Here is a 24,552-nt window from a genome sequence, read left to right as displayed (position 1 = left end):
AGGGCAGGACCGGCAGTCGCAGCCACCTGGCAGTATGGGATAACGGATACCGATACTCCCACCACTATTGACAGCTCTGCTACTACGGCCGTCGTGGACACTACCCTGCACGAGATCCGCCTTCCCAGATATAATGCCCACGCGGCTTCCTTCTGGCCTGACGGTGGGCCGGACTACGTGGTGATGGCGCCCGGGAAAGTCATCCATTTCAGCTTCGACGGCACGAAAATGGTGGAGAACCCTATCCTTGACGTGCCCCTGTCTTCCAACCCTCTGGCTGTTGCCGCGGGGGATACTTACCCTGACGTGATTGTGGCCACCAGGGATAAGCTTTACCACTATTCCTTCACCGGCACTTCCATGGTCGAGAACCCGGCCCTTTCGGTGGCCGGTCTGGCCGGGGCGATGGCTGTGGGCGTCCGTGAAGGAGAAGTGGCGGGCTTGGTGGGGAAGTCGGTCAAAGATTTCATGTTCACGGGCTCGGGCATGGTGGAGGTGCCATACCTGGAGCCTGCGGGGTTGACTAACCCCATTGATTTTGCCCTGGCAGCCGGGAGCTACGATATGGCCGTCCTGGACAGCAACCAGGTAAGGTACTTCAATTTCACCGGCTCAAGTCTGGCCGAAAACCCCGCCCTGGCCGTGACTGGCCTTTCTTCTCCCGTGGCTATAGCTGCTGCTGGGGCACAAGACCTGGTAGTGGTGGACGGCAAACAGGTAAAGCACTTTTCCTTTGACGGTTCTGCTTTTCGCTACAACGCCGCGCTTTCGGTGACTTCGGGGCTCAATAACCCCGTCTGTGTGGCCGTGCGGCCGGGGACTTTCGACCGAATAATCATCGACGGCGACCAGGTGATGTATTACTCGTGGGACGGCACCCAGTTAGTGCATAACCCTAATATGTCCGTTACCGTGGCCGGCCTCTCCAACCTGGGCAGCTACGCCCCTTCGGCGATGGTGGTATCGCAAGCGAAAGACCCGGGCAACAGCGTGGATTACGTACGGGTGCGGGCCTACGTGATCGTACCCGATAAGACGTCAATAACCTTCTCGTTGACCGCCGACGGCAGTACCTGGGCTAAAGTCTGGCGGGTGAGGGGCACGCCATCCGGCCCGGTAGCTGAAGTCACTACCGACAACGGCGCCACCTGGACGGCCATAGGCGACAGCCAGGCCGTGAGCCCGGCCTCAAGCGACACCAGGCTGTGGGCAAAGCTAACTTCAGGCCGGGCCGTAAAGTGGAGGGCCGACCTGGCGACTTCCGACCCGAACGTAACTCCCAAAATAGTAGCTTTTAACGGAGCAGCCGTAGTCTGGGACACGGACGCAAACCCCTACCCGCCGGTGATCGACACCCAGGGGACGTGTTACACCACCACAACACCCACTTTGAGCTGGACCTTCTCTGATCCCGACCCCGGCGACAGTCAGAGCGCCTACCAGCTACAGATTGTCCGGGCTTCCGACCTGCAGCCGGTGCTGGACACCGGCAAAGTTATGGGGAGCAGTACCCAGTATACTGTTCCCACCAGCGGGGCGCCGGACGTACCCGGACCGCTGTGGGCATCCGGCGACTACCGCTTTAAGGTGAGGGTGAAGGTGTGGGACCAGGCGGGAGTAGATTCCGACTGGTCTGCCTGGGCCGACTTCTGCGTGGTCGCTTTCGAGCGCCCCCGGGTGGCCGGGATAGCCAGCCCGCCGCCGGACCAGGCAGCCCCTGACCCGGCCAACTCCGCGACTCATATCCTCATAACTCAGGGGATGACAGCCGCCCAGCTTCCGAAGGTGAAGGCCGGGGCCAAGGTCACCCTGCTGGTGGATAGCATAGGCCCTCTGGATACCGTCACGGCGGTCTTCCCCTACGGGGCAGGGCAGCAGGCCACGATAGGGTCCGGGCCGGTAGCCACGACTGTCAACGGCGCCAACAAGACCTGGCAGGTGGAGTTCTGGACCGACCCAAGCCTGGAGGTTACGCCTGAAGGGACGGTGGTCACGATGCGGCTCTCCGGCACGGGCGCGGCAGGGAGCGCGGCCCTGGACGCGCCGCCTTACGCCGACGGCGTTGTGGTGACCGAAGGAACTGTTTACAATGATTGGTTCGTAGTCTTGCAGGGAAGAGATACGGGTTAAAATTTTCAAGCCGGGATATCGAGTTCCCGGTTTCTTTATTTCAGGAGGCCCTTAGATAATTTAAAGGAGCGTGATATGATGCTTGCAATTCAAACTAATCCCCAACCAGCAATTATGGCTGTTAAGGCCGTAGGTGTAGACGTGGGCTACGGTTTCGTCAAGGCCGTTTCGCCGGTGACCAGGGTTTCCTTCCCCTCAGTAGTGGCGCCTTATATTGAGGACCCCCTAAGTGGCTTGTTTTACGATGGGACGGGCCACAGGGTACGGGTGCGGAAGGCTAACGGGGAGGTAGAGGAAAAGCTTGTTGGCGAGGCGGCCCTGCGATCCCTGGCGGCCACTGCCACCTTAAGCCGGGAGAAACCTGCAGCCCTCCATGACCTGATGCTGCTGGCGGCCGCCTACCTGGCGGGCGCCGGGGATAAAGGACCATTTCCCAAACAGGTTGACCTGGCGGTGGGGTTGCCCCTGGCCTATTTCCGCGCCCAGAAGGACGCTTTGAAGAAGCGTCTGGAAGGCCTGGCGGCCTGGGTAAGCGTGGACGGTGGGGAAGAGAGGCATATTAGCTTCGGCAAGGTGTTGGTATTCCCCCAGGGGGCGGGCGTGGTGCTGGCGGGGGATGTAGTCCTGCCCGGGAATGGTTATCTGGGAGTGGTCGATGTAGGAACATACACCACCGACCACCTGCTCTTTGAAGACCGGGGTGATGGTGTCCCCCGTCCCCTGCCGGAGGCCTGCGGTAGCCTGGAGGCTGGCGTGAACCTCCTGCACCGCGCCCTGGCGGCCGAGTTCCAGCTCCAGACGGGCGCCCCCCTGGCCCCGGCCATGTACCAGGAGGTTGTTGAAGACGCCCTGATGGGACGACCTATTCACTATGAAGGCAAGGATATAAATCTTGAGAAAGCGTTATTGAAAGCCAGGCGCGATGTCGCCCAGGCTATCGCCCAGGGGGTGCTAGCCGCCTGGGGCGGCCGGGCCGGCTTTGTGGCCATGACGCTTCTTGCCGGCGGTGGGGCCTGCCTGTTTGGAGAAGAACTTCTGCAGGCCTTACCGGGGGCGCGGGTGGCTAATGATCCCATGTTCGCCAACGCCCAGGGTTATTATGAGATGGTCGGCGGAAAGGCTTAAGCCTTGCAATTACTTTTATAACTAGTGTTTTTTAAGAGATTTTGCCGCATCGGTTGGGTTTATAGGGTGTAATATAAGTTATTTGCGGCAAACGAGGTGAAAAAACGTGCCTGAAACCTTGAAGCGCCTTGATTTGCGGTTGCCGTCAGAACATCCCGTATTCCGGTACCCGCCCCGTATAAGGCCGAAAGTTGCTCGGGAATGGCTGGACCTGGGGATGCGCCTGGCGGCCATAGAAGAAAGGTTGGCCAAACTGGAAGAGCGGGGGGCTGTTCCTCCTGCTTCAGGCGCTGGCAATGGGGAAGGGAAGAAAATTGACCCTATCAAATTCCGGGAAACCCTGGCGGGGGTTTTTGATTTTTAAAGAGAGGTGGTGGCCAGAGGTGGGGGAGAAGAACCCGTTTGTACCTGTTCATGTGCAGGTATCAGAATTGGTCCTTATACCTGAGAGCGAAATTATTGTTTTAAAGCCGCCTGGGCAGCCGCCCGTGACGGTTTACTATATTGGTCCCGCCCAGATTGAGAAGGTAGAAGAATACTTTGCCGGCGAACGGAAACTGTACAGCCCCTGGCGGAAAGAAGGTGATCACATTGCTCAAAAAAAGCGAGATCGAAGCGGTAATAAAAAATCCTGGCAGGATACGGGTCTATTACCAGCCGGTAGTGAATCTTACGTCAGGGCGGCTATGGGGATATGAGGCCCTGGTAAGGGGTGAGGGGGTACTGGCGAAACCTGGGCGGCTCTTTAAGAGCGCGGCGGCCTGGGGGCTATTACGCGAGCTGGATACGGCCTGCTTTCTGGCCGCCCTGGCCGGCAGCTACCCGCCGGAGGGGTACTTAAGCGTTAACGTAACGGCGGCAGGGCTGGTTGATATTGATGCTGGCGCCTATGCGAACCCACGGCTTGTCATCGAGTTAACCGAGTATGGCTGCAGGGATATACAGCAATTAACGGGCGCCTTGAGTGCCTGGCGCGGGAAGGGCGCCAGGATAGCTATAGACGACGTTGGGGCGGATATAGGCCAGCTGCGGGCGGCCCTGCACCTGCGGCCTGATTTTGTAAAAATAGACCGTTCACTGGTGAGGGGTTGCGACTGCAACGCTTCCTACCGCCTGCTGCTGGCCCAGGCCCTGGAGGTATGCCGTTACCTGGGGGCAGAGGTAATTGCTGAGGGTATCGAAAAGCCGGGCGAGTTAAAAACATTAAGGCACCTGGGCGTAGAGTACGGCCAGGGCTATCTTTTAGGTAAACCACAACCTGGCTGGGGAAAGGTTTGCGTTATGGCCGCCTGGGTTTGACGGTGAACCGTGGGGCCGCCGCAGCGTTTACGCCCTTACGGGCTAACGTAGCGGCGGCCCTATTATAAAGCAACAGCGGTGGGCAGCAGGAGCGGCTTGCGCGCACCTGCTGCCCTGATTTTAGCCTTTTGGCCTTCCGGCCGGCCTTAGATTATACCGCCGCCCGGCCTTAGCCGGCAAGGGTCCGGCCTGCGGCATAAACGGCCTCCGCCCCGCTACGCATCGCTTCGCGGGTCCCCTCCATTTATTCCTCGGCCCGGCCCTGCGGCCGCCCTTGCCTCCCGGCCGGGCGGCAAATTTTACAGTTAAGGCCGGAAGGCCAGGGGCCGAAGGCCGGATAACAAACAGGGAGGCGATCAAAATGTTGGCAAGTAAATGGATGGAAGGGCTGGGCAGGATGAGGATAGGGGTTGATATTTGCAACACCATAGCCAATGTCAACGCAGAAATTTTGAGATGCTATGATGTATCCCTGGAGGTATATCCTTTTCCTGAACTGTCGGCAGGCTTTTTCTCTACCCCAGAGGGGCTAACGCTGCTGGCCAGGGCGAAACCTCTTCCCGGAGCGGTGGAAGCGCTGGATATTCTTGCGAAGTTGGGGCATGAAATCGTGTATTTGACAAGCAGGCCAGTCCTGGCAATCGATTTAACCCGTGAGTGGCTTGCTACCCATGGCTTCCCGCGCGGTTCTATTGTCTTCCTGCCCAGGGGACACAAAAAGTTATTTGCGCTTTATTACAGTATTGACCTGGTTTTTGAGGATGACCCGGCAGAGGTGCTTCAATTACAAAAGGCGGTTGGAAGGGTATTAGTTCCGGCGTGGCCTTATAACCTGAATACTAAAGGGCGCGGAATTAAGGCTTTTACCTCGTGGAGAGAGATTGTGGGTTACATAGATTGTTTCCGTCAATTCCGTATGGTACTATAACTTATAACGTGGGCGAAAACCTTGGATATAGAGAAAATCCGGGACAAAATAAGAAAGGGGCAATACCGTTTAACAGTCCATGCTGCAATTCGTTCCAAGGAACGGAGCATTACTACAAACGATATGGAAGCCGCAATCCTGAATGGCGAAATAATCGAAGAATATCCCGACGACAAACCTTTTCCCAGTTGCCTTATTTACGGTCGCACACTTTCCGGCCTGCCGTTACATGTAGTTTGCAGTTTGGCGCCCATAAGCGATATTATCACCCTCTACCTTCCGGATGAGAAAAAGTGGATAGATTACAAAGTTAGGCGAAAGGAGTAAACGCCATGAAGAACGACCAAAGTATTTGCCCGGTATGCGGCGGAACGCTAGAAGAGAAGCTAATCCAGCTTGATTTTCGTTATAAAGGCCGGCTAATCGTGATAGAAGGAGTACCGGCCCAGGTTTGTAAAGACTGCGGCGAACAATTAATTTCCGCCAGGACTTCCAAGGATATCGATGTTCTATTGGATTCGGATATCAAGCCAATTAAACAAATTAATGTGCCGGTATTGCCTTTCCGCCATATTGCTCAAGCTTAAGAAGGCAGCCTCCTCCTTGCCGGTGGCCTAAAAACCACCGGCTTTTTTATTGCAGGCAGCGGAAAAGGAGGGGGCACTTTGGAAAAGACCCTAATAATCGACAGTCCCGTACTCAAGAAGGGCTTTACTTCGGCGCCCAATGCAGTTTTATACGATTCTTCCCTCTCAATAGGGGCGCGATGGCTTTATATCATTCTTTTATCCTTTGCCTGGCAAGAAAATGAGTGCTGGCCAGGGCATGAGCGGTTGGCCCAGATTGCCGGCTGCCATAGGAACACAATAGAGAAATACCTGAAAGAACTTAGGACCGCCGGTTTAGTAAGCTGGAAGCGGCGGGGGTTAAACCAGACGAACATATATTACCTGCATGATCCCTCTCAAGCCTTGAAAATAAAGGATGCACACGTAGGTGTGCATCCGGATGCACAAGGACTTGTGCATCTTGATTCACACCAGCTTGTGCATAAAGAATACTCAGATGAAGAATATGTTGTTGTTGTAAAGGTGGCCCCCGGTCAAAACCCGGCTGGGACGGCTGGAGGTTCCGGAACTGGGGGGCTGGAGGTTATCCCCGCAAATGCCGAGGGAACCGAGAAAAAGCCAGAAATTCCCGTCGGATGCCAAGAGCCGCCGGAAAGCCCGGCGGTCCCGGAAACGGATGCCAAAGTCAAAATACAAGAGTTATTTATAAAAACCGCAGGGTACCCACTGCCTGAAGGCGCACTTAACGAGCTTGCAAGTTACCCGCCGGAATACGTGGAGCAGAAAATCAAGATGCTTGAGAGCGGCAAAGAAAAAGCCAATACGGTGGGCTGGCTGCTGGAGGCCTGCCGGGAGGACTATCGGTATTTGCCGGGGCCGAAGCCGACCAGGAAAGGAAAAGGGAAGTTGCCTAGACCGCCGGGACCCGGCAAAGAGCATGACAAGTACCGGGAATTATACCGATTAGTCTAATTTATGGCGGGAGGTGTAAGGAGGATGAATACCCATCACAAGTTTTACCTTGGTGATGCCCTGGAGGTCCTTAAAGGGCTGCCGGCAGAAAGCGTCAACTGTTGCGTTACCTCCCCGCCCTACTGGGGACTGCGCGATTATGGGATGGAGGGCCAGGTGGGAGGGGAAGAAACCCCGGAAAAATATATTGCCAGGCTGGTAGTTATTTTTTCCGAGGTCAGGCGGGTGCTCCGGCCCGACGGGTCTCTTTGGTTAAACCTGGGCGACTGCTACGCCAGCCCGGGCAAAGAGGGAAAGTGGGACGAAAAGAGGCGCCAGAAGGGGACCGGGCGCCGTCTCTATCATATGCAGGCCAACCGGGGCAGGGTTCCGGGTCTGAAAAACAAAGACCTGGTAGGTATTCCCTGGGCGGTGGCCTTTGCCCTACGCAATGCCGGGTGGTACCTCCGCAGCGATATTATCTGGTACAAGCCCAACGCCATGCCCGAGAGCGTGGTTGACAGGCCTACCAAGGCCCACGAATACCTCTTCCTCCTGAGCAAATCCGAAAGGTATTACTACGACTACCAGGCGATCCAGGAAGATGCCGTCAGCGGGGATCCCGACAGCCCGCGGGGTTCGGCGGCGGTGATAGGCATTCCCCACAACGGCCGCAGGACACAAGTTGAAACAGGTAACCGTCGTTATACCGGCTTCAATGCCCGGTATCAACCCAGGGAAAAGCGCAATAAACGTTCAGTGTGGATTGTACCGACCAAACCTTTTCCGGAAGCCCACTTTGCTGTTTATCCTCTCGACCTGATCAAACCGTGTATCTTAGCAGGTTGTCCCCCTGGAGGCACGGTCCTGGATCCCTTTGGCGGGTCCGGGACCACATCCCTGGCGGCAAAGCAGCTGGGGAGAAACAGCATTTATATTGACCTGAACCCCGCCTATCTCAAAATGGCGGTCAAGAGGATGCAGTTTGAGGTGCAGGAGTTGTTTGCCACCCACACTTACGAGGTGATATGGGGAAAAAGGCTAGAAACAGTTGCTACTTGATCAAAGCCCATGGAGGTGGCGGGACATGGACACAAAAACTGGACCCGGGGGTACTGCAAAGGCTTTACAAGCACCGGAGGCCAAAGTATGCGCTGCCTGCCGGCATTACTGGGGCAAAAAACGCGGACATTGCGAGATTGCATCCAGAAAAGTTAACCCTTACGGGGCAGCCTGCCGGTATTTTAAAGCGTAAGGGGATAAGGGAAGATAGGGGGCCGCCGCAACGTTTACGCCCTTACGGGCTAACGTCGCGGCGGCCTTATTATAAAGGCGACAGCGGGTAGGCAGCAGGAGCGCTTTTAAGCGCACCTGCTGCCTTGATTTTTAAGCCTCCAGGCCTTCCGGCCGGCCTTAGATTATACCGCCGCCCCCGGCCTATTGCCGTCAAGGCTGGCCCTGCGGGCCACCGCTAAAGCGGCGCTGGCGCGGCCTTGACGGCGGCCGGGGCGGCAAGTTTTACAGTTAAGGCCGGAAGGCCAAGGGCCGAAAGGCCAAAAAGATAAGGAGGCGTTACGGATGGCTGTAAAACTGGAGGAAAGCAAGGTCAAGCAGGCAGTGGATAGTTTACTGGCTATGTTTCAGAGTGGTGACCTGCCGGAGAAGGCGGCGCGGACCTTTATCAACGCCAGGGCGGGATACGGCAAGCCTAGCGATAAGTGGAGCCTGGGCAACCGGCTGCTGATGCTCATTGCTGGGACAGAGGACGCCAGGGGCTACCAGCAGTGGCGGGAAGCCGGCCGGCAGGTGAAGAAAGGAGCCAGGGCCTTTTACATCCTGGCGCCGCTGACCATGAAGGTTACTCAGAAAGTGATTGACCCGGAAACCGGGGAAGAAAAACAGGAGGAAAAAATTATCGTAACCGGGTTCCGGGGAGTGCCGGTCTTCCGGTACGAGGATACGGAAGGGGAACCACTACCAGAAGTTGATTATTCCCCGCCGGAGCTCCCGCCGCTTTATGAAGTGGCCAGGCGGTTCGGGTTAGAGGTGAAATACCAGCCCTTTGCCGGCCAGGCCGCCGGTGCTTTCCGGCCGGGGCAGAAGCAGGTAATCCTTTACTCCCATGACGTGGACGTGTTTTTCCACGAACTGGCCCATGCGGTCCATAATACCATCCGGCCTCTAAAGGGCGGCCAGCATCGGGACCAGGAGATAGTGGCGGAAACGGTGGCCTGCGTTTTATGCGAGCTATACGGGGCGAAAGGATATCTCTGGCACGGGTGGGAGTACATCAAGCATTACGCCGGCCGGGACCCGAAGGCGGCCCTGAAGGCAATCATGGCAGTCTTAAGCGAAGTGGAAGAAGTGCTGGAGCGCATATTCAACGCGGCGGGCATGGCGGCGGATAAGGTGGCATAAAAAATAGCAGGCCGGACCAAACCCTTGCCTCCCAGGCAAACAGCCTACCGCCCGGGAGGCAGGGACTAAAAAGGAGGCAGTAACAATGCCACAGTACGAAGTCAAGGCGCCGAGCGGGAGAAAACTGGTTGTGGAAGCCAGGGATTCCAGCCAGGCAAAGCGCCTGGCCTGCAAGAAGTGGGGCATCAAGCCGTCAGACTACTGGTGCGGCGTTACATCCCTTAAAGCCAGAAAGGTTGACAAAACAAAGGAGGAGAGGAGAAATGGGCGCGGCCAGGGTGCTGGAGTATGAGGGTTTTAGAAAGGCATCGCGGCGCGAGCCCTGCCCAATATGCGGGCATCCTGACTGGTGCGGGTTTAACAGCTACCTTTGTAGCTGCATGCGGGTAAGCGAAGGAGCCTTTAAGCATATCATCCTCAGCAACGGTCAGGTGGCCCACCTGCACCGGCTGCAGCCAGGAATGGTCGCTCCCGGCAAGCAATGGGAAGAATTTATAATCCCGGAAGTAGAGCCAGCGCCGGTAGAAGTGCGCGACAGGGTTTACCGCCATTTTTTAAGGCTCTTGGAACTGTATCCCCGGCACAAAGAGGAGCTGTTGCGCCGCGGTTTAAGCGAGGAGGATATCACGAGGAATGGTTATAAATCCATACCGGAGCATGTAAATCCCTGGATATTATGCAAGAAGTTAATCCGCAGCGGTCTGAACTTAGCCGGCATCCCCGGGTTTTACCGGGCCAAGAGCAAATACGGCGGGAGTTACTGGACGTTCAATTCCTCCCCAGGTTACTTTATCCCAATCCGGGATGCCCAAGGCCGGATCCAGGCCCTCCAGCGGCGGATGGACGACATTAGAAACGGGAAATATATGCTGTTTAGCGGCCATAGTGACCAGGGCGGCTGCTCCTGCGGCACTCCCGCCCATGTAGCCAGGCCGCTAGAAGTAAAGGACGGCCGGGTATGGATTACCGAGGGGCAGTTGAAGGCGGATATTGCCGCGGCCTACCTCGGCGCGGTGGTCATAGGCGCCCAGGGCGGCACCTCCTGGAAACCGGTGGTCCCGGTGGTGCTGGAACTGGGGGCAAAAGAAGTAGTTATCGCCTACGACCGGGACCAGGAAACCAACAAAGAAGTGGCCAGGGGCAAAAGAATGCTGGCGGCAGAATTAAAAAAACTGGGCATAACGGTACGGGAAGCGATATGGAAAGCCAGGTCAAAAGAGGAAAAAGGGATAGATGACGCCCTGGTAGCCGGCTTAGATATAAGGGTTATTTGATTGATTTTCCTGACACTAAATGGTATTATGTATTTGAAAGGTGGAAAAAGCTGTATGCGCCCGGAGGCAGGAGAATGGCTAAAACAAGCCGAATACGACCTGGAAACTGCCGAAGCTATGCACAAAGCCGGTAGGTATGTCTATACTGTATTCATGTGCCACCTGGCAATAGAAAAAGGACTTAAAGCAGTTATAGCGGAGCGTACAGGAACCATCCCACCTAAAATTCACAACCTTATCAGGCTAGCCAAATTAGCCCAGGTTAACCTGGGCGATGATAAAAAAGAATTCATTTCAATCTTGAACACGGCCGCGATTGGGACCCGGTATCCAGAATTCCTGGACCAGGCTATAAAAAGATATTCCAAGAAAGTTGCTTTAGAATACCTGAATAACACCAGGGAAGTGATGCAATGTCTCAAGATAGAATTGCAGTCGAGAAAATAATAAAGGACTTCCTCCGGGCGCTTACCTCGCAAGGCATTAAAGTAGACAGAGCTTTCCTTTATGGGTCTCATGCAAGGGGTGAGGCCAACGAGAACAGCGACATAGACCTTATAGTAATCTCCAGTGATTTTTCTAAAATGCCGGCCTGGCACAGGTGGGAGGTCCTTGGTAAAGCTGTTGCCCGCATTATGGAGCCGGTAGAACCATTAGCCTATACTCCCGAGGAAATTGAAGCCTTAATGAAACGGGAAGGAAACTTTATCCGCCATATCTTGACCCAACAGGAAACAATTGAGTATCGGTTGTAACCGGGGGAATATTTATAAGTTATCGTGAGTATAGATTTATCTCGGTCGAAAGGAAGGTGATAAATGGTGAGCGTAGCCAAGGATGAATTATACCGGCTAATAGAAGCGTTGCCAGAGAAAGAGACTCCTGTAGTGAAAAGGTTTTTGGAGTTTTTATTAGTCCAATCGAAAAAAGAGGACCAGGCATGGTTGGAAGCTGAATTGGGCGAATTACCTCCGTATGATTGGGGTCCAGAGGGACCGCCTAAAGGGAAACCGGTACGGTATGAGGCAGGTATCGGATTGATTGTCGAAGGAGGCAAACAGTAATGGCCGTTGAGGCTGTAGCAGCAGGGGATATTCTTTTGATTGCCCTTCCTGTCCATGATCCTAAAGGTCATGAACAGGAAGGAGTAAGGCCTGCTGTCGTTGTCGGTGTGCCTCAAGGCCCTGTGCGTTATCCCGTAGTTATTGTGGTCCCCTTGACAACTAGAAGCGGCCCCTGGGCCAAGCAAAACTCTAATCTATACCAGCCTTTACCTCCAGGAGCAGGGGGAATTCCTCAGGCCTCTATAGTTTTAATTGACCAGGTGCGGGCCGTTGACGTTAGACGGGTAAAGGCACATCTTGGAACCTTTGAGGAAAAGACATTTGAGCCCATCCGATCTAGCTTATGTGAACTCTTTCAGAAAAAACCTTCTTATGACCAGGGTTAAGTATTCTTCGGGCAACACTGGACTGTTTAACCTCCAATCAAGCTTGATCAACCCGGCTATAACCTGCCGGGTGTTTTTATTTTGCTAGGTGTTTTTTATTTTGCTAGGTGTAAGGTTGGCCTGCCAGTGCAGGCCTTCCTGATTCTGAGAGCCAGGCAAACCTTGACGGAAGGAGCGCCGCATTACGGCCAACGCCGGTGCGTTCCTTTTTGAAGGCCGGGGAGCGCCTTCGGCGCCCACCAGGACGGCCGGACCTTGCCGGCCGTCCTGAAGGCAGGTTAAGCGCCCCGGGGGGCGCGCCACCACACACGCGGCAGAGCCGCGTGGTCATTTAATTTTTTATACCGGGGGTTAAACCGGGGCCAAACCAGTGTTTTTGGGGCATGCCCCGTCTTTTTGCCTTTTGGTACTTGCAATTCCTATATTTTTTTAACCGGGGGTGTTGCCGTTGCCTAAACAAAGCCGTTTTAAATTCAGATTAGATATCGGGTTAGATGATGACCTGGCCGCCAGATTAAAAGCCGAAGCAATCCGGCGTGAACTTTCAATTGCGGTTTTAGTGCGGGAAATTTTAAACCGGGCCTTGAGCGAAGAAGCCGCCATCGAAGGCCGCGAGGCCCTGGACCAGGCGATACGCCGGGCCATCAAAAAAGACGTGGACCGGCTGGCAAAGCTGATGGTCAAATCTACCATGGCAGGGGCCACCGCCATGTTTCTAAATGTCCAGGTACTTAATGACCTGGGCAAACGCGACGCTGCCGATATTTACCATATTGCCAGGAAGAAAGCGGTTGAATATCTACGTCTACCTGAAAATGATAGTGAGGTTGACCAACCATGAGCAAGAACGTGGTCGTTGTCACCGTGGCCTATTACCAGTTCGGGATTAAAAAGGTGGGCGACAACTATAACTATATCCGGTGGAGAGCCGGTTCCTAACTAACAAGAGAAGGGTTAGATTGGTGGTGCTAACATGAACCGACAACCAAAACTCATAATAGTACCCTGCACACTTGATGAGGCTAACGCTTTTATCAAGCAATACCATCGTCATCATGGACCAGTTAAAGGACATAAATTTTCTATCGCAGTAGCTGATGAGAAAAACAATATCCGGGGTGTGGCCATAATAGGGAGGCCAGTATCACGGGTACTTGATGATGGATGGACTTTGGAAGTTAGACGGCTGGCTACAGATGGATGTAAAAACGCTTGTTCCGCCCTTTATGCAGCGGCATGGCGGGCAACACGGGCGATGGGATATCGGCGATTAGTAACATATATTCTTACTACTGAGCCGGGTACAAGTCTTCGCGCAGCTGGTTGGCGTTGTATGGGACAGGCTGGAGGCGGGAGTTGGAATCGCCCGAGCAGGCCCCGCGTAGACAAGCATCCGTTACAACAGAAGTTACGGTGGGAAGTATCTGATGGTCCAATAGGAGATTTACTTTTACCCGAGGAAGGCGGCGGGGTTAACGGATGAGCAAAAGCGTGGTCATCGTCAACGTGGCGTACTACCAGCCTGGCACCAAAAAGATGGCCTGTAATTATAACCATATCCGGTATATTGCCACCAAGCCCGAAGCGGACCGGGGCGATCCGGAAGCCTACCGCGTCGGGGATGAAGATTTCCCTGTCGAACTGGGCACCGCTGCTGGACATGTAAAGTATGCGGCGGAAAGGCCCGGAAGTTCCGGCCTTTTCGGACCGGAAGGAGAGCCGGTTCCCAACTGGAAGGAGATAGGGAGCAAGCTGGCCAGGCACAACCTGCCTGTCTGGCGGGTGATAGTTTCCCTGCGGCAGGACGACGCGGAACGCCTGGGCCTGGTGGAGCGGGAAAAGTGGCAGGCTTCCATTGAGAACGGCGTTAACAACGCCTTCAAGGCCATGCACCTGGACCCGGACCATGCCCGCTGGGTAGCGGCATTCCACCGCAAAGAGGGCCATCCTCATTGCCATGTGGTTATCTGGGAGGAAGAACACGGCGCCGCCAGGAGGCAGGGCTACCTGGAGCCGGGAGAAAGAAAAGGGGTTTTCCGTTCCTTTGCCCGGGAGGTTTTTCGCGAGGAAAGGGACCGCCTTACGGCAGAAAAGACGGCCATCAGGGACGCGATCAGGGAGCTGGCAGGCAACGATATATCGAAAGTTACGGAGTTTATGCGCGAGGTGCAAATGGCCCGGCTGGAAGCCAGGGCCTTGACGGGGGCAAATCCGAAGATGCTGCCCGTCCTTACCCCTGGCAGGGAAGACGAGCTAGGTGGGAGGCTTTTGGACCTGGCGCGAGTAATGCCGGGGAAAGGGCGCATCGCCCTGGCCTACATGCCTGAAGAGGTTAAGGAGAAGGCGAGGGAAACAGCGGATTGGCTCTTAAAACAACCTAGCTTTAGACAGTCCACGGAACGTTACCGGGAGCTGGCGCGGCAGCTAGCAAGCCATTATACCATGCAGCCGGGAGCCCTGGACGAGGCGGCCCGGAAGGCCTACGAAGACATCCGCGACCGACTGGCCCAGGAAGTCTTAAAAGGAGCAGCCGCCATCCAGAAACACCTGGAGCGCCTGGAACCCACTATCAGCCCGGTGGTAGAAGAAGCCGCGGCAGAAGAAAAAGCCCTGATCCTGGTCACTGGACAGGCTAGCGAAAGGCATCTGATACCAAGACATATAGTTTATGTGACTCCAGAAGAGAGCGCCCAAAGGCTCTGGCGGAGCGTATGCCGTGGCGTAAACAGGGCCTACCGCGGAGAAAAACCGGAAGCCCCGGTCATAAAGCCCGAACTAAAAGACGAACTGCAAAAAGAAATAATCGAGCGCCTTAAAGAGCTAGCGGGAGCAATGCCTGACCAGCAGGGCAAACCGGGACTGGCCTACCTTCCGGAAGACCTACAGGAGAAGGCCAGAGACCTCGCCATGCTGCTCCTTAACCGGGAAGAGCTACAGGGGAGGTTCGGCGAGCTTAATAATAGCAACCCGGACAAGACCACTCGCCTCCTAGAATACATAGCCGACCAGGCGGTGGCCAGGGCCTATGACCTACTACCCCGGGAAGTGCCGGACATAGAAATGGTGCTCCACCCCCGCAGGCAAATGGAAGCCGCGGCAAAACTCCTGGCGGCCAGAGCAGACCTAATTAAGGGCGACTACGCAGAGATCTACTGGACGGTAGGCACCATCTACCGGGCTATGACCCGACTGGAAGCTCCTCCCGAGATAGTCCGGGAAGCAGCAGTAAGGTTCGGCCGGCAGGCCGGGTTGAATGAGGATAAGATCGCAGAAGTAATAGCCAACGAGATCAGCCGCATGGAAGAACTGGCCCGCAAGTACGAAGAACAGGGCCTGAGCGCTCCCCGGCACATTAGCAGAGACGCCTGGCAGCGCCTGACCGAAAACCTGGGGCTGGAAGAACACGACCTCCTTTATCCCTGGTTCGGCATAAAGAGGCCCGGGCCGGAGGATAAACAAAAACAGGAGTTAAGGGAGCAATTGAACGTCCGCCTGGTGGAAGAGCGCATTACCTCAGCTTTAATTGCTATCAGGGAAGCCCGCGACAGGCCGGAGGACCCCGGGGAATTACGCTGGACCCTGGTGACCATGACCTCAACCCTGAAAGCCCTGGGGGTGGATGAAGCCGACCGGGAAGAGATGGTGCGCGGCTGGTGCCGGCGGGCCGGGGTGAAGATAACGGAAGCCAGGCTGCTGGATGTCCTGGACCGGGTAACCATAGGCCAGGATGACCTCTGGCTGGGCAAACGGAGCTGGGACAGGTTGATGGCCAACCTGGGGATAGACGAGGCCCCGCCGTCGCCCTGGGACGTAAATATCCCGCGCCAAATGGTGAGGAATACGGGCATAACCCATGACGTCTGGAAGGCCGCCTGGCGGGCACTGGAGAGGGAGCGCACCCGGGCCGAGGCCCAGGCGCAGCTTTTGGCGGAAAGGGACCTGGAACGCCGCCGGCGCCGGGCAAGGGAAGAAGGAAGGGAGATGGGGATGTTGTGAAAATTAAATTCCGCCATGTCATTTTATTGCTCCTGGTTTTATTGGACCTATCGTTGGCCCCATTGGTGTTAAAGTTGCCCTTATTCATGAAAGCCCACGGCATTAAGCCCGGCCTGGAAGCATGGAAGAAAGATACCCTGGCTCACCCCCTGTCCGGGCCGGCAATCCTGGTGCAGGATGAAAAGATGCGTAACACCTGGATCTGGCTGCAGCCCGCTTTCGGCGCTGCAGCCCTTTCCATTTTGTGGCCCGCCTCCAGGCGGAAAAGTAAGGCAAAAGACGATATAGGCGGCCCGGAGGCGGCCGGCCAGGGCCAGCACGGCACGGCCAGGTGGCGGACCAGGAAGGAGATTGCCAGGACTTTGACCCCCTGGGATCTAACCAGCAAATCTCCGGGTGGCTTCGTGGTAGGGGCGGAAGAGGGGAAGGGGTTTACCGCCTGGCTGGATGCTGGTGATACCCACTGCCTGGTCATCGGGGCCACCCGGAGCGGCAAGTCCCGGCGGATCATCATGCCCACCATCTGGACCCTGGCCGGGGCCGGGCAATCCATGCTGGTCACCGATCCCAAGGGCGAGCTTTATGCCATGGCGGCGGGATATCTCAGGCGGCAGGGGTATTCCGTCGTCCTGATAGATCTGCGCCAGCCCTTAAGGGGCAACCGCTGGAACCCCCTGGAGCCGGTTATTGAAACCCTCCAGGAGGGGAATATCCCGGCCGCCAGCCAGGCGGCCTGGGATATAGGCAACATCATCACCCACCAGCAGCCCCACTACGGGGACAGCATCTGGCCCCAGGCCCAGGAGAGCCTGACGGCGGCTTTAGCCCTGGCGGTAGCGGACCAGGCCCTCGAAGGAACCAAGCACCTGGCCAGCGCCTATGCCCTGCTGACGGAACTGGGCAGCGGCGGCGGAGAAAAGCTGGACGAATACTTCCGGCGTTTTCCCCAGGGCCACCCGGCCCGGGCGGCCTACGGCGTGGCGGCCCTTTCCGAAGACAGGCTGCGTTCTAGTATCTTCACCGGCACGGCGGCACAGTTGAGGCTCTGGGCCGACCCAGAGGTGGCCTGGCTGACGGCAGTACAGGACCATGACATAACAATCCTCGGGCTGGAAAAAGCAGCGGTGTTCCTGGTGGTGCCCGACGAGAGGAGCACCAGGAACGTCCTGGCCACCCTGTACATCAGCCAGGTGTACCAGGCCCTGGTGGATACCGCCTATAGATGCGGCGGCAGGCTCCCGGTCCGGGTTAATTTCCTCCTGGACGAGATAGGAAACCTACCTCCTGTACCTGATTTTGACCATCGGCTCACGGTTGCGGCCGGGCGGGGGATGCGTTTCCTCCTGGCCGTCCAGGACCTGGCCCAATTGAAGGCCAAGTACAAAGAAGCGGCCGGGACCATCACCGGCAACTGCGCCACCTGGGTTTATTTGTCCACGACGAACGAAGAAACCGCCAAAATTGTTTCAGCCATGACGGGCCAATATACGGTACGGACGGAAAGCTACTCCAGCCAGGTAAGGACCACCGATTATTCCCATGGTACCACCGAGGGTCTGACCGGCAGGCCTTTGCTCCTACCGGACGAGGTGCGGCGCTGGCCAAAGGGATGGGCTTTAATTCTCCAGGCCAGGGAAAACCCGGCTCGATTGCCCTTGCTGGACCTCTCGGCCTGGCCCATTGCTGGCGATTTAACGCCTGCCGCTACAGAAAAACCTTATCAGGGGGTGATAACGGCCCCGCCGGTGTGGTTACCCGGGCCGACGGCGGGGAGGCAAGAGGCCGTTACAGTTGAGCCCGGGGATAATGACGCAGATGTTATCTCTAATCTCTAAAAGGGGGACGAGAAACCATGTTGGAAAAGCTTGCCGGTGTCCTAAAGAAAGCCGGCCCGTATGTGCCCGTCATCCTGCTTGCCTTTGCCAAAGCCGCCTTTGCCGCCACCAGCGGCGGCCAGCCCCAGATCGTCACAGGGGCCATCAACCTCTTGAATGACGCCACTTCCTGGCTGTTAGGCATTATCCCCGCTGGGTCTGGTGCCGCAATCGGCTACCACGCCCTGATGAAACAGATGAGTGACGGCGATCCGGCTACGGCCGCTGCCCACAACCGGGCCATGCGGAACGTTTTAATTGGCGGCGCCATTGGCGAATCGGCGGTGGGTATCACCAAGGTCTTTTTAAGCTACTTCCAGGGTTAGATTTATAGCGCAGGCCCGGTATTGCCGGGCCTGCTCCCTTTATGGGGGAGGGAGAGAGTTTGGATATAATCGCTAACCTCATTATTAATGCCATCAATAAGTTCCTGGCAGGTATCATGGAGAACGCCTTGACCACCTTCGCCGCCTTTGCCGGCAACGAGATGGCCCTGGCGCTGCAGATTTTAGATTCGGTATACGTGCAAAGCGCCGTCCACCTGGCCCAGGTGGTGGCCGGGAGCCTGCTGGCCGTTAAGGTGGGAGCAGAAGCGCTGCAGGTATATATCCTGCACACCCACGGCGACCCAGGGGCGGACCCTGGCGGCCTTTTGAAACGCACAGCCGTGGCTGCTGCCATCATCGGGGCCGGGCCGTGGCTGGTGAAGACCGTTTACACCTGGGGAAACGATTTAGCTCAAAGCGTGGCCAGTCTTTCCTCAGTGAATCCCAACCCGGCCAACTTCATCGACACCATCGTTTCCGTGGGAACGACACCCTTCCTGATCTTGATAACCGCCATCGTCGCTATCGTCATCTGGGCTTTGATCCTCATCCAGACCGGCATCCGGGCGGTGGAGGTGGCCGCCCTGGCCGCCGTGGGACCGATTATGGCGGTGGGATTGACCCGGGCCGACGAAGGGGTGGCGGCCGTGTGGTGGCGGGAATTGGTTGTCCTTTCCGCTTCCCAGGCTTTGCAGACCTTCATGATGAAGGGGTTTCTCGCGACCACCATGACCTTTACCTTTAACTCCGACGTGTTGAAGTTGTTCCTCCTGATCGGCTGGCTCTGGGTGGCATTCAAGACTCCTGCCGTCCTGCGGCAGTTCGCCTACCATACCGGTTTAGGAGGGGCCATGGGCCAGGCCGGCCAGACGGCAGGGACCATGTATATCATGCGGAGGGTGTTCATGAGGGGGTAGATTAGCGATGACTGCTCTTTTCGGCGCGGGCGCTCTATTATACCTGATTTTTGTTGCTGGAATATCTTTACTCCCGGGTTATTCCCTCTACCGTTACAGCACCTCTATCATGCGTATATTCTTTGACGGGTTTTTTGCCTCTTTCTGGATGGTATTAGGCGCCGTTTTCTTTGATTTAATGAATTATTCCTTTGGTCCCGGCCGATTTGTCTACGGCTGGCTTACTGTCGCTTCAGGTGGTCTTAGCTCACACTACGTTGCATGTGCCAGCGCGGGCGCTAAATACTGCGGCATCAGGTTTAAAGAATGGGTGTGGCGCTTTTCGGCAGCCTTGCCAGGCCTGGCCCTGGGCTTGCTGATAGGCAGGTTATGGGGCAAGGCATGGGGAGTAATGTAAAAGTTTAAAGGCAGGAGGTGTTAATTTAACGCATGTACCTGATACCCAGAAATGTATCGGCCAAATTCGAGTTTTTCCCCGGCTTCGGCTGGTTTGAGCTGGCGGCAGTAGTTGCCGGGGCTTTAGTGGGTTTGGCGTTGTTTTTCCTTTCCGGCTTGTTTACCAAATCCGTAGTCCGCTTCGTCCTCTTCGTCCTGCCGCCGGGACTGGCCTTCTTCGTCACCAAACAGGGGCCGAACGGCCTGAGCCTCCTGGACCTCATCCAGCAGTGGCGGCGCTGGTCTATGGCCCAGCGGCGGTATCTATACGTGACCAAAGGAGAGTGAGGATATGGCTTTCAAACTACCGGTGAAAAAGAAACCTCCCAAACAGCAACAGGTTGATAATACGGCGGCCAGGAAAGCGGTCCAGGACTGGCTGCCCTGGAAGGACATTGCCGGCGGGGTAATAACCAGGAAAGACGGCCAGGTGGTGGCGGTCTTGAAGGTTGAGCCCTTCAACCTGGCCCTGAAATCAGAGAACGAAAAGATGCGTGTCATAACAGCCGTCCACGAGGCCCTGAACGGCCAGCGAGAGGCCTTCCAAATCCTTTCCCTGGGCCGGCCGGTGGACCTGGATGCCTATCTCAAAGGTCTGCAAGACCTGGCCCGGGAGACTGGCAACCCGGCGCGGAAGAAGCTCCTGCAGGAATATACCCGTTATGTGGCCGCCTTGGTGGCTAGCGGGGAGGCGCTAGAGAGGCGGTACTATATCCTCCTCCCGGGGAAGGAGCAAATAGAAGTCCTGCAGCGGGCGCACGAGCTGGCCGGCAACCTGGAACGTTCCGGCCTGAAGGTGAGGGTTTGCGGCGACCAGGAGATCATCGACCTGATTTTTGTTTTTACCCATCCAGCCCAGGCGGCCTTCGAGCGGCCGCCAATGCCGGGGCCGTATTTACCATCGCAGGTGAAAGGAGCTTAGATGTATGGCTAAGAGCAAAAACACGACAACAACCGGGGGCCTGACCGGTCTGCTGGATGTCCTCTCCCCCCAGGCTCTGGACTTCGGGGCCAGGCAAATATCCCTCGGGGAGCAGATGGCCCGGGTGCTGGTTATAACCGATTATCCCCCGCGGGTAGGCCCGGCGTGGCTGGCCCGGGTGGCTGGGATGCCGGGAGTGGTGGCCTCTATCCACGTGACCCCTACCGACCCGGCGAACCTGGTATTAAGCATCAACAGGGCCATAGGCGAGTACACTGGTCGGCTGGAGCTGGGGGGCAACGCCCTGGTGATGCAGCGCACGGAGCAGGCTCTGAAGGACGCCCAGGAATTGCTAAGAAAGATTGACCAGGAACAGCAGCAGGTATTTTACGTGACTGTTGTTCTCTTGGTCCTGGCCCCTGATCAGGAAACTCTTGACCGGCGGACGCGGCAGGTGGAAGCGGCCCTAGCCGCCGCCGGGATGCGGGGGAGGGTGGCCGTATTCCGGCAGGAGGAAGGGCTGAAGGCGGCCGGCCCCTGGGCGGTGCTGCCCTCCGGTATCCAGGCCGCCGGGGAGAGAAATATGCCGGCGGAGACGGTGGCCGCCAGTTTTCCTTTTACTGCTTCCGGCATCAACGACGGCAGCGGCGTGGTCTTGGGCCGCGACCGGGACGGCGGCCTGGTGCTGGTGGACATCTGGCAGCGGGGCGGGGACAGGACGAATTCCAACTGGACCGTCCTGGCCAAGCCCGGGGCGGGCAAGTCCTTCGCCGTGAGACTTTTAGCCCTGCGTAACCTGGCCCAGGGCGCCAGAGTGATAATAATTGATCCCGAGCGCGAGTACCGGGAGATGTGCCGCCTTTTGGGCGGCGCCTGGATCAACTGCGCCGGGGGCAAAGGGCGCATCAACCCCCTGCAGGTGCGGCCGGTGCCCGTTGACGATGAAGAAGGGGAAGAAGAAAAGGTAACCGTCAGGGGACCCCTGGCCCTGCACCTGCAGACCTTGCGGACCTTCTTTTCCCTCTACCTGCGGGATTTAAACGACCTGGAGAGGGCGGCCCTGGAAGAAGCCCTGGTAGAGGTCTACCGCCAGGCGGGTATCGGCTGGCAGACCGACCCGGCGGATATACCCGCGGAGAAATGGCCCACTACCAGGGAACTTTACGCCTATGTCGCCGCCCGAGCTGGAGAAAGCCCGGATACTTACGGCCGCCTGGCGGTACTCCTGCGCCGGGCGGCGGAAGGGGCCGACGCTTCCCTCTGGGCCGGGCCGACCACGGCATCCGCCGATAGCGATTTAATCGTCCTGGACGTCCACGACCTGCAGAACGCGGATGATGCCGTGAGGAGGGCGCAGTACTTCAACGTTTTGTCTTTCGCCTGGCACCAGATCGAAAAAGACCGCCAGGAGAAAACCCTGCTGGTGGTGGATGAAGCCTGGCTCCTGGTGGACCCCCAGACGCCCCAGGCCCTGGCTTTCCTGCGGGATACATCGAAACGCATCCGCAAGTACATGGGCGGCCTGGTGGTCATCTCGCAGAACGTGGTGGACTTCCTGGCCCCGGAAGTGGCCCGCCACGGCCAGGCGCTTTTGGACAACCCGACATACAAACTGCTCCTGGCACAGGGGGAGAAGGACCTGGAAGCCATCACCACCCTGATGAACCTCTCGGAAGCGGAGCATGACCTTTTGGCCTCAGCTAAACGTGGCGAAGGCCTGCTGGTGGCCGGGACCCAGCGGGTGCAGGTGCGGATCGAGGCCGCGCCTTACGAGATGCCCTACCTCACGGGAGGCGGACAATAATGGCCGCGCCGGCAGGGTTACTGGCCCGGGCGGCCCTGGCCCTCCTGCCGGAGCCTGAGAAGGCCGTCAAATGGGTACTGGTGATAATCCTTGCCCCGGTTGCTTTGCTGGCCCTGCTTTTCGCAGGGCCAATTACTATCTGGGAACGGGTGCCCATCGCCTCCCCGGAGCAGGTGATGATTTATGTCAATGCGGCCAGGGTGGTGAGCGACAGCACCAAATCCCCTTGCGACCCGGGGGTTACGGTGGACTGGCAGCCTTTGCTGGCCATCGACGCGGTGCGGCTGGACCAGGACTTCAGCAAGGCCAATCCAGCAAGGGCGGAAGAACTGGCCCGGATGTTCATCGAAAAAGCAGGGAGTTGCGAAGTCTGCGACGGCGGCGACCCGCCGAGCTGTACCAGCTACCCGACCTACCGCCTGCGTTCTCTGGATGAAGTCCTGGATGATTTAAGGTTTAACGCCAAGCAGCGGGAGAAGGTGAAGAACATCCTCCAGGTGGACCTGTCCTTCCTCCTCGGTACGGAGCCAGGAGTGCCGGATGGGTGGACGCCGGTGGAGGGCAATGTCAAGTGGCCCACGCCGGGTATTAACGCCATCACTTCACCTTTCGGCTACCGTATAGATCCGGTTAACGGCAATAGCAGCTTCCACACCGGAGTGGACATCGCCGCGCCCATGGGAACGCCGGTCCATGCCGCCGCCGACGGCGTGGTGGCCGTGGCCGGCTGGATGGGGAACTTCGGCTATGCCGTCTACATCGAGCACGGTGACATGGTAACCATCTACGCCCACCTGTCCCAAATAGCCGTCCAGAGGGGGCAGCAGGTCAAAGCTGGCGATGTGATCGCTTATTCCGGCAATACGGGCAAGAGCACCGGGCCGCACCTGCATTTTGAGGTCAGGGTACACGGCCAGCCGGTCAACCCGATTAATTACTTTAAGTAAACGAATGGAGGGTGAGAAGATGGATGAGGCAAGCAAATATGAGCATGCCGTCCAGGTTTATGCCGCCCACCTGGAGGCGGCAGACCTGGCCAGGAAAAACGCCGAAGTGGCCAAGCAAGCCCTGGCCCTGGCGGATCCGGGAAATCCGGCGCTAAGGGTGCCGCTGAAGGAATATACCCTGTTGCAGGCTCAGCCCCTTTTGCTGCTGGTGGAAATCCTTTTTGGCGGCGGGCGGGAGGTCCCCCGGCGGGCGATAACGCCGGAATTGGCCCTCCTGGTCGGGGCAGTGGCCGTGGGCCGGGGTGAAAGCCCCGCCCGGGTACTGGGCGTACTACAAAGGGTATTTGCTAGGTCTTTGGTAAGGGATAGCTAAAAAATATAGATATACCCCCTCTAATCTTGAGGGGGTATATCATATTGGCCTTTATAAGCTTACTTTCTGCATCGATTTTTTTACGACTGCAGGTTTGGTAAGTCTTTCCGGGTTTTTGTTTTCTTCTTCGCGGATGAATTTAAAAAATCTATCCATATCACCTTGACATTTTTCTAGAATTAGTTCACGTGCCTTTCTTACTTCATTCACAATGGGATCATCATAGGCCATAACTTAATTCCTCCCCATTAGTTCAAGTGGAGTAACAATTTCCGGGGTTTCTAATCCTACTGAAGCGTTATATCGTTTTAGTTTTTTACGAACCTCACCGTGGGCGAGATGTTTGCAATTCCAGGTTAAAATGTAATCCAGGTTATATGCCACTCCGTATGCGAGATGAACGGCGTCTAATGCTGATTTTTGGGGAATTCCTAGCACAGTGATATATTTTCTTGCTAGCTTTTCAACTTCATCTGTTACAGGCAAGATTTCAAGGCCTTCAAGATAACGGGACCTTAAAGAAGCAACTTCAGGATCCCCAGCTTGCGCTTCTACTACAACAGCTTGGGAGATGTATATTTGAAATTTGTCCCTTTCATAAATCCACCATTCATGGGTTGCCTGTTGATTGGCAGCTACGATCAAATCGCGGCTTAACCTGGCTGCAAGGTAGCTGGGGATGGTTGTCTCCAGGTATAATGTTGGTTTTTCTCCCACGGAGTATCATCCCGATTTTATTTTAATATAGCCTAAAAAGTACTCGGAGGCAATAGCGAAGGTGGAAATATCAATAACAAATTGGAATTACTAGCAA

30 protein-coding genes are annotated in these 24,552 nt (G+C 56.6%); 28 read left to right on the top strand and 2 right to left on the bottom strand.

The annotated features are described in order from the left end of the window. Nucleotides 1-93 precede the first annotated feature (93 nt). The 28 genes from MCACP_RS08880 (at nucleotide 94) to MCACP_RS08745 (ending at nucleotide 23,738) form a co-directional block, all read left to right on the top strand. Nucleotides 94-2,130, top strand: a complete 2,037-nt coding sequence (locus tag MCACP_RS08880; RefSeq protein WP_406676429.1) for a hypothetical protein — start codon at nucleotides 94-96, stop codon at nucleotides 2,128-2,130. A gap of 114 nt (nucleotides 2,131-2,244) precedes the next feature. Next, a complete protein-coding gene (locus MCACP_RS08875; protein ID WP_406676428.1) occupies nucleotides 2,245-3,255 on the top strand; it encodes a hypothetical protein in 1,011 nt (336 codons plus the stop codon). Nucleotides 3,256-3,361: 106 nt separating this feature from the next. Further along, nucleotides 3,362-3,619 carry a hypothetical protein gene (locus MCACP_RS08870; RefSeq protein WP_406676427.1) on the top strand — a complete coding sequence of 86 codons (258 nt, stop codon included), beginning with the start codon at nucleotides 3,362-3,364 and terminating at the stop codon, nucleotides 3,617-3,619. 227 nt (nucleotides 3,620-3,846) lie between these two features. Further along, on the top strand, nucleotides 3,847-4,554 hold the full coding sequence (locus MCACP_RS08865) for an EAL domain-containing protein (RefSeq protein WP_406676426.1): 708 nt from the start codon (nucleotides 3,847-3,849) through the stop codon (nucleotides 4,552-4,554). A 361-nt stretch (nucleotides 4,555-4,915) separates the two neighbouring features. Next, the gene (locus tag MCACP_RS08860; RefSeq protein WP_406676425.1) at nucleotides 4,916-5,482 is read left to right on the top strand and encodes a 5' nucleotidase, NT5C type; all 567 of its coding nucleotides are present in this window, start codon (nucleotides 4,916-4,918) and stop codon (nucleotides 5,480-5,482) included. A 21-nt stretch (nucleotides 5,483-5,503) separates the two neighbouring features. After that, nucleotides 5,504-5,809, top strand: a complete 306-nt coding sequence (locus MCACP_RS08855; RefSeq protein WP_406676424.1) for a DUF4258 domain-containing protein — start codon at nucleotides 5,504-5,506, stop codon at nucleotides 5,807-5,809. A gap of 5 nt (nucleotides 5,810-5,814) precedes the next feature. Further along, nucleotides 5,815-6,069: a YgiT-type zinc finger protein gene (locus tag MCACP_RS08850; protein WP_011393077.1), complete on the top strand. Its 255-nt coding sequence runs from the start codon at nucleotides 5,815-5,817 to the stop codon at nucleotides 6,067-6,069. A gap of 78 nt (nucleotides 6,070-6,147) precedes the next feature. Beyond that, nucleotides 6,148-7,023, top strand: a complete 876-nt coding sequence (locus MCACP_RS08845) for a helix-turn-helix domain-containing protein (protein ID WP_406676423.1) — start codon at nucleotides 6,148-6,150, stop codon at nucleotides 7,021-7,023. 24 nt (nucleotides 7,024-7,047) lie between these two features. Then, nucleotides 7,048-8,064 (top strand): DNA-methyltransferase, encoded by a 1,017-nt coding sequence (locus tag MCACP_RS08840; RefSeq protein ID WP_406676422.1) that lies wholly within the window; start codon nucleotides 7,048-7,050, stop codon nucleotides 8,062-8,064. A gap of 516 nt (nucleotides 8,065-8,580) precedes the next feature. After that, nucleotides 8,581-9,420, top strand: coding sequence for an ArdC-like ssDNA-binding domain-containing protein (locus MCACP_RS08835; protein WP_406676421.1), 840 nt, complete (start codon nucleotides 8,581-8,583; stop codon nucleotides 9,418-9,420). An 85-nt stretch (nucleotides 9,421-9,505) separates the two neighbouring features. Further along, nucleotides 9,506-9,712, top strand: a complete 207-nt coding sequence (locus MCACP_RS08830; RefSeq protein ID WP_054936337.1) for a hypothetical protein — start codon at nucleotides 9,506-9,508, stop codon at nucleotides 9,710-9,712. Between the two features lie 88 nt (nucleotides 9,713-9,800). After that, entirely contained in the window at nucleotides 9,801-10,694 is an 894-nt protein-coding gene (locus MCACP_RS08825; RefSeq protein ID WP_406676420.1) for a DUF3854 domain-containing protein, read from the top strand. Then, on the top strand, nucleotides 10,695-11,141 hold the full coding sequence (locus MCACP_RS08820; RefSeq protein WP_406676419.1) for a HEPN domain-containing protein: 447 nt from the start codon (nucleotides 10,695-10,697) through the stop codon (nucleotides 11,139-11,141). It abuts the gene before it with no gap. Then, a complete protein-coding gene (locus MCACP_RS08815; protein WP_406676418.1) occupies nucleotides 11,108-11,449 on the top strand; it encodes a nucleotidyltransferase domain-containing protein in 342 nt (113 codons plus the stop codon). The genes MCACP_RS08820 and MCACP_RS08815 overlap by 34 nt, the downstream gene beginning before the upstream one ends. Nucleotides 11,450-11,512: 63 nt before the next feature. Beyond that, the gene (locus MCACP_RS08810) at nucleotides 11,513-11,758 is read left to right on the top strand and encodes a hypothetical protein (RefSeq protein WP_406676417.1); all 246 of its coding nucleotides are present in this window, start codon (nucleotides 11,513-11,515) and stop codon (nucleotides 11,756-11,758) included. Next, entirely contained in the window at nucleotides 11,758-12,144 is a 387-nt protein-coding gene (locus MCACP_RS08805) for a type II toxin-antitoxin system PemK/MazF family toxin (RefSeq protein ID WP_406676416.1), read from the top strand. The genes MCACP_RS08810 and MCACP_RS08805 overlap by 1 nt, the downstream gene beginning before the upstream one ends. A gap of 448 nt (nucleotides 12,145-12,592) precedes the next feature. Beyond that, nucleotides 12,593-12,985 carry a CopG family transcriptional regulator gene (locus MCACP_RS08800; RefSeq protein WP_406676415.1) on the top strand — a complete coding sequence of 131 codons (393 nt, stop codon included), beginning with the start codon at nucleotides 12,593-12,595 and terminating at the stop codon, nucleotides 12,983-12,985. 132 nt (nucleotides 12,986-13,117) lie between these two features. Beyond that, nucleotides 13,118-13,627, top strand: coding sequence for an XF1762 family protein (locus MCACP_RS08795; RefSeq protein ID WP_106005503.1), 510 nt, complete (start codon nucleotides 13,118-13,120; stop codon nucleotides 13,625-13,627). After that, nucleotides 13,624-16,140 carry a MobP3 family relaxase gene (gene mobP3 / locus MCACP_RS08790; protein ID WP_406676414.1) on the top strand — a complete coding sequence of 839 codons (2,517 nt, stop codon included), beginning with the start codon at nucleotides 13,624-13,626 and terminating at the stop codon, nucleotides 16,138-16,140. The genes MCACP_RS08795 and mobP3 overlap by 4 nt, the downstream gene beginning before the upstream one ends. A 2-nt stretch (nucleotides 16,141-16,142) precedes the next feature. Then, nucleotides 16,143-17,975 (top strand): VirD4-like conjugal transfer protein, CD1115 family, encoded by a 1,833-nt coding sequence (locus tag MCACP_RS08785; RefSeq protein ID WP_406678722.1) that lies wholly within the window; start codon nucleotides 16,143-16,145, stop codon nucleotides 17,973-17,975. A gap of 17 nt (nucleotides 17,976-17,992) precedes the next feature. Beyond that, entirely contained in the window at nucleotides 17,993-18,340 is a 348-nt protein-coding gene (locus MCACP_RS08780) for a hypothetical protein (RefSeq protein WP_236713101.1), read from the top strand. Between the two features lie 59 nt (nucleotides 18,341-18,399). Further along, nucleotides 18,400-19,257, top strand: coding sequence for a conjugal transfer protein TrbL family protein (locus MCACP_RS08775; protein WP_406676413.1), 858 nt, complete (start codon nucleotides 18,400-18,402; stop codon nucleotides 19,255-19,257). A 7-nt stretch (nucleotides 19,258-19,264) separates the two neighbouring features. Further along, nucleotides 19,265-19,654, top strand: a complete 390-nt coding sequence (locus tag MCACP_RS08770; RefSeq protein WP_406676412.1) for a hypothetical protein — start codon at nucleotides 19,265-19,267, stop codon at nucleotides 19,652-19,654. 32 nt (nucleotides 19,655-19,686) lie between these two features. Further along, entirely contained in the window at nucleotides 19,687-19,980 is a 294-nt protein-coding gene (locus MCACP_RS08765; protein WP_106005499.1) for a PrgI family mobile element protein, read from the top strand. A 4-nt stretch (nucleotides 19,981-19,984) separates the two neighbouring features. After that, nucleotides 19,985-20,614: a hypothetical protein gene (locus tag MCACP_RS08760; protein WP_406676411.1), complete on the top strand. Its 630-nt coding sequence runs from the start codon at nucleotides 19,985-19,987 to the stop codon at nucleotides 20,612-20,614. A 4-nt stretch (nucleotides 20,615-20,618) separates the two neighbouring features. Then, nucleotides 20,619-22,418: a VirB4 family type IV secretion system protein gene (locus tag MCACP_RS08755; RefSeq protein ID WP_406676410.1), complete on the top strand. Its 1,800-nt coding sequence runs from the start codon at nucleotides 20,619-20,621 to the stop codon at nucleotides 22,416-22,418. Continuing rightward, entirely contained in the window at nucleotides 22,418-23,365 is a 948-nt protein-coding gene (locus MCACP_RS08750) for a M23 family metallopeptidase (RefSeq protein ID WP_406676409.1), read from the top strand. The genes MCACP_RS08755 and MCACP_RS08750 overlap by 1 nt, the downstream gene beginning before the upstream one ends. A 19-nt stretch (nucleotides 23,366-23,384) precedes the next feature. After that, nucleotides 23,385-23,738 carry a hypothetical protein gene (locus tag MCACP_RS08745; RefSeq protein WP_406676407.1) on the top strand — a complete coding sequence of 118 codons (354 nt, stop codon included), beginning with the start codon at nucleotides 23,385-23,387 and terminating at the stop codon, nucleotides 23,736-23,738. A 51-nt stretch (nucleotides 23,739-23,789) separates the two neighbouring features. On the opposite strand, the gene MCACP_RS08740 is transcribed toward MCACP_RS08745, so the two are convergent. Further along, nucleotides 23,790-23,969: a hypothetical protein gene (locus tag MCACP_RS08740; RefSeq protein ID WP_406676406.1), complete on the bottom strand. Its 180-nt coding sequence runs from the start codon at nucleotides 23,967-23,969 to the stop codon at nucleotides 23,790-23,792. 3 nt (nucleotides 23,970-23,972) lie between these two features. Continuing rightward, a complete protein-coding gene (locus MCACP_RS08735) occupies nucleotides 23,973-24,455 on the bottom strand; it encodes a type II toxin-antitoxin system VapC family toxin (protein WP_406676405.1) in 483 nt (160 codons plus the stop codon). Nucleotides 24,456-24,552 lie beyond the last annotated feature (97 nt).

Source organism: Neomoorella carbonis (assembly GCF_045278715.1).
GTDB classification, from domain to species: Bacteria; Bacillota; DSM-521; order Neomoorellales; family Neomoorellaceae; genus Neomoorella; species Neomoorella carbonis.
Note: the sequence above shows the minus strand (reverse complement) of the source record. Positions and strands in the feature narration are given on the sequence as shown.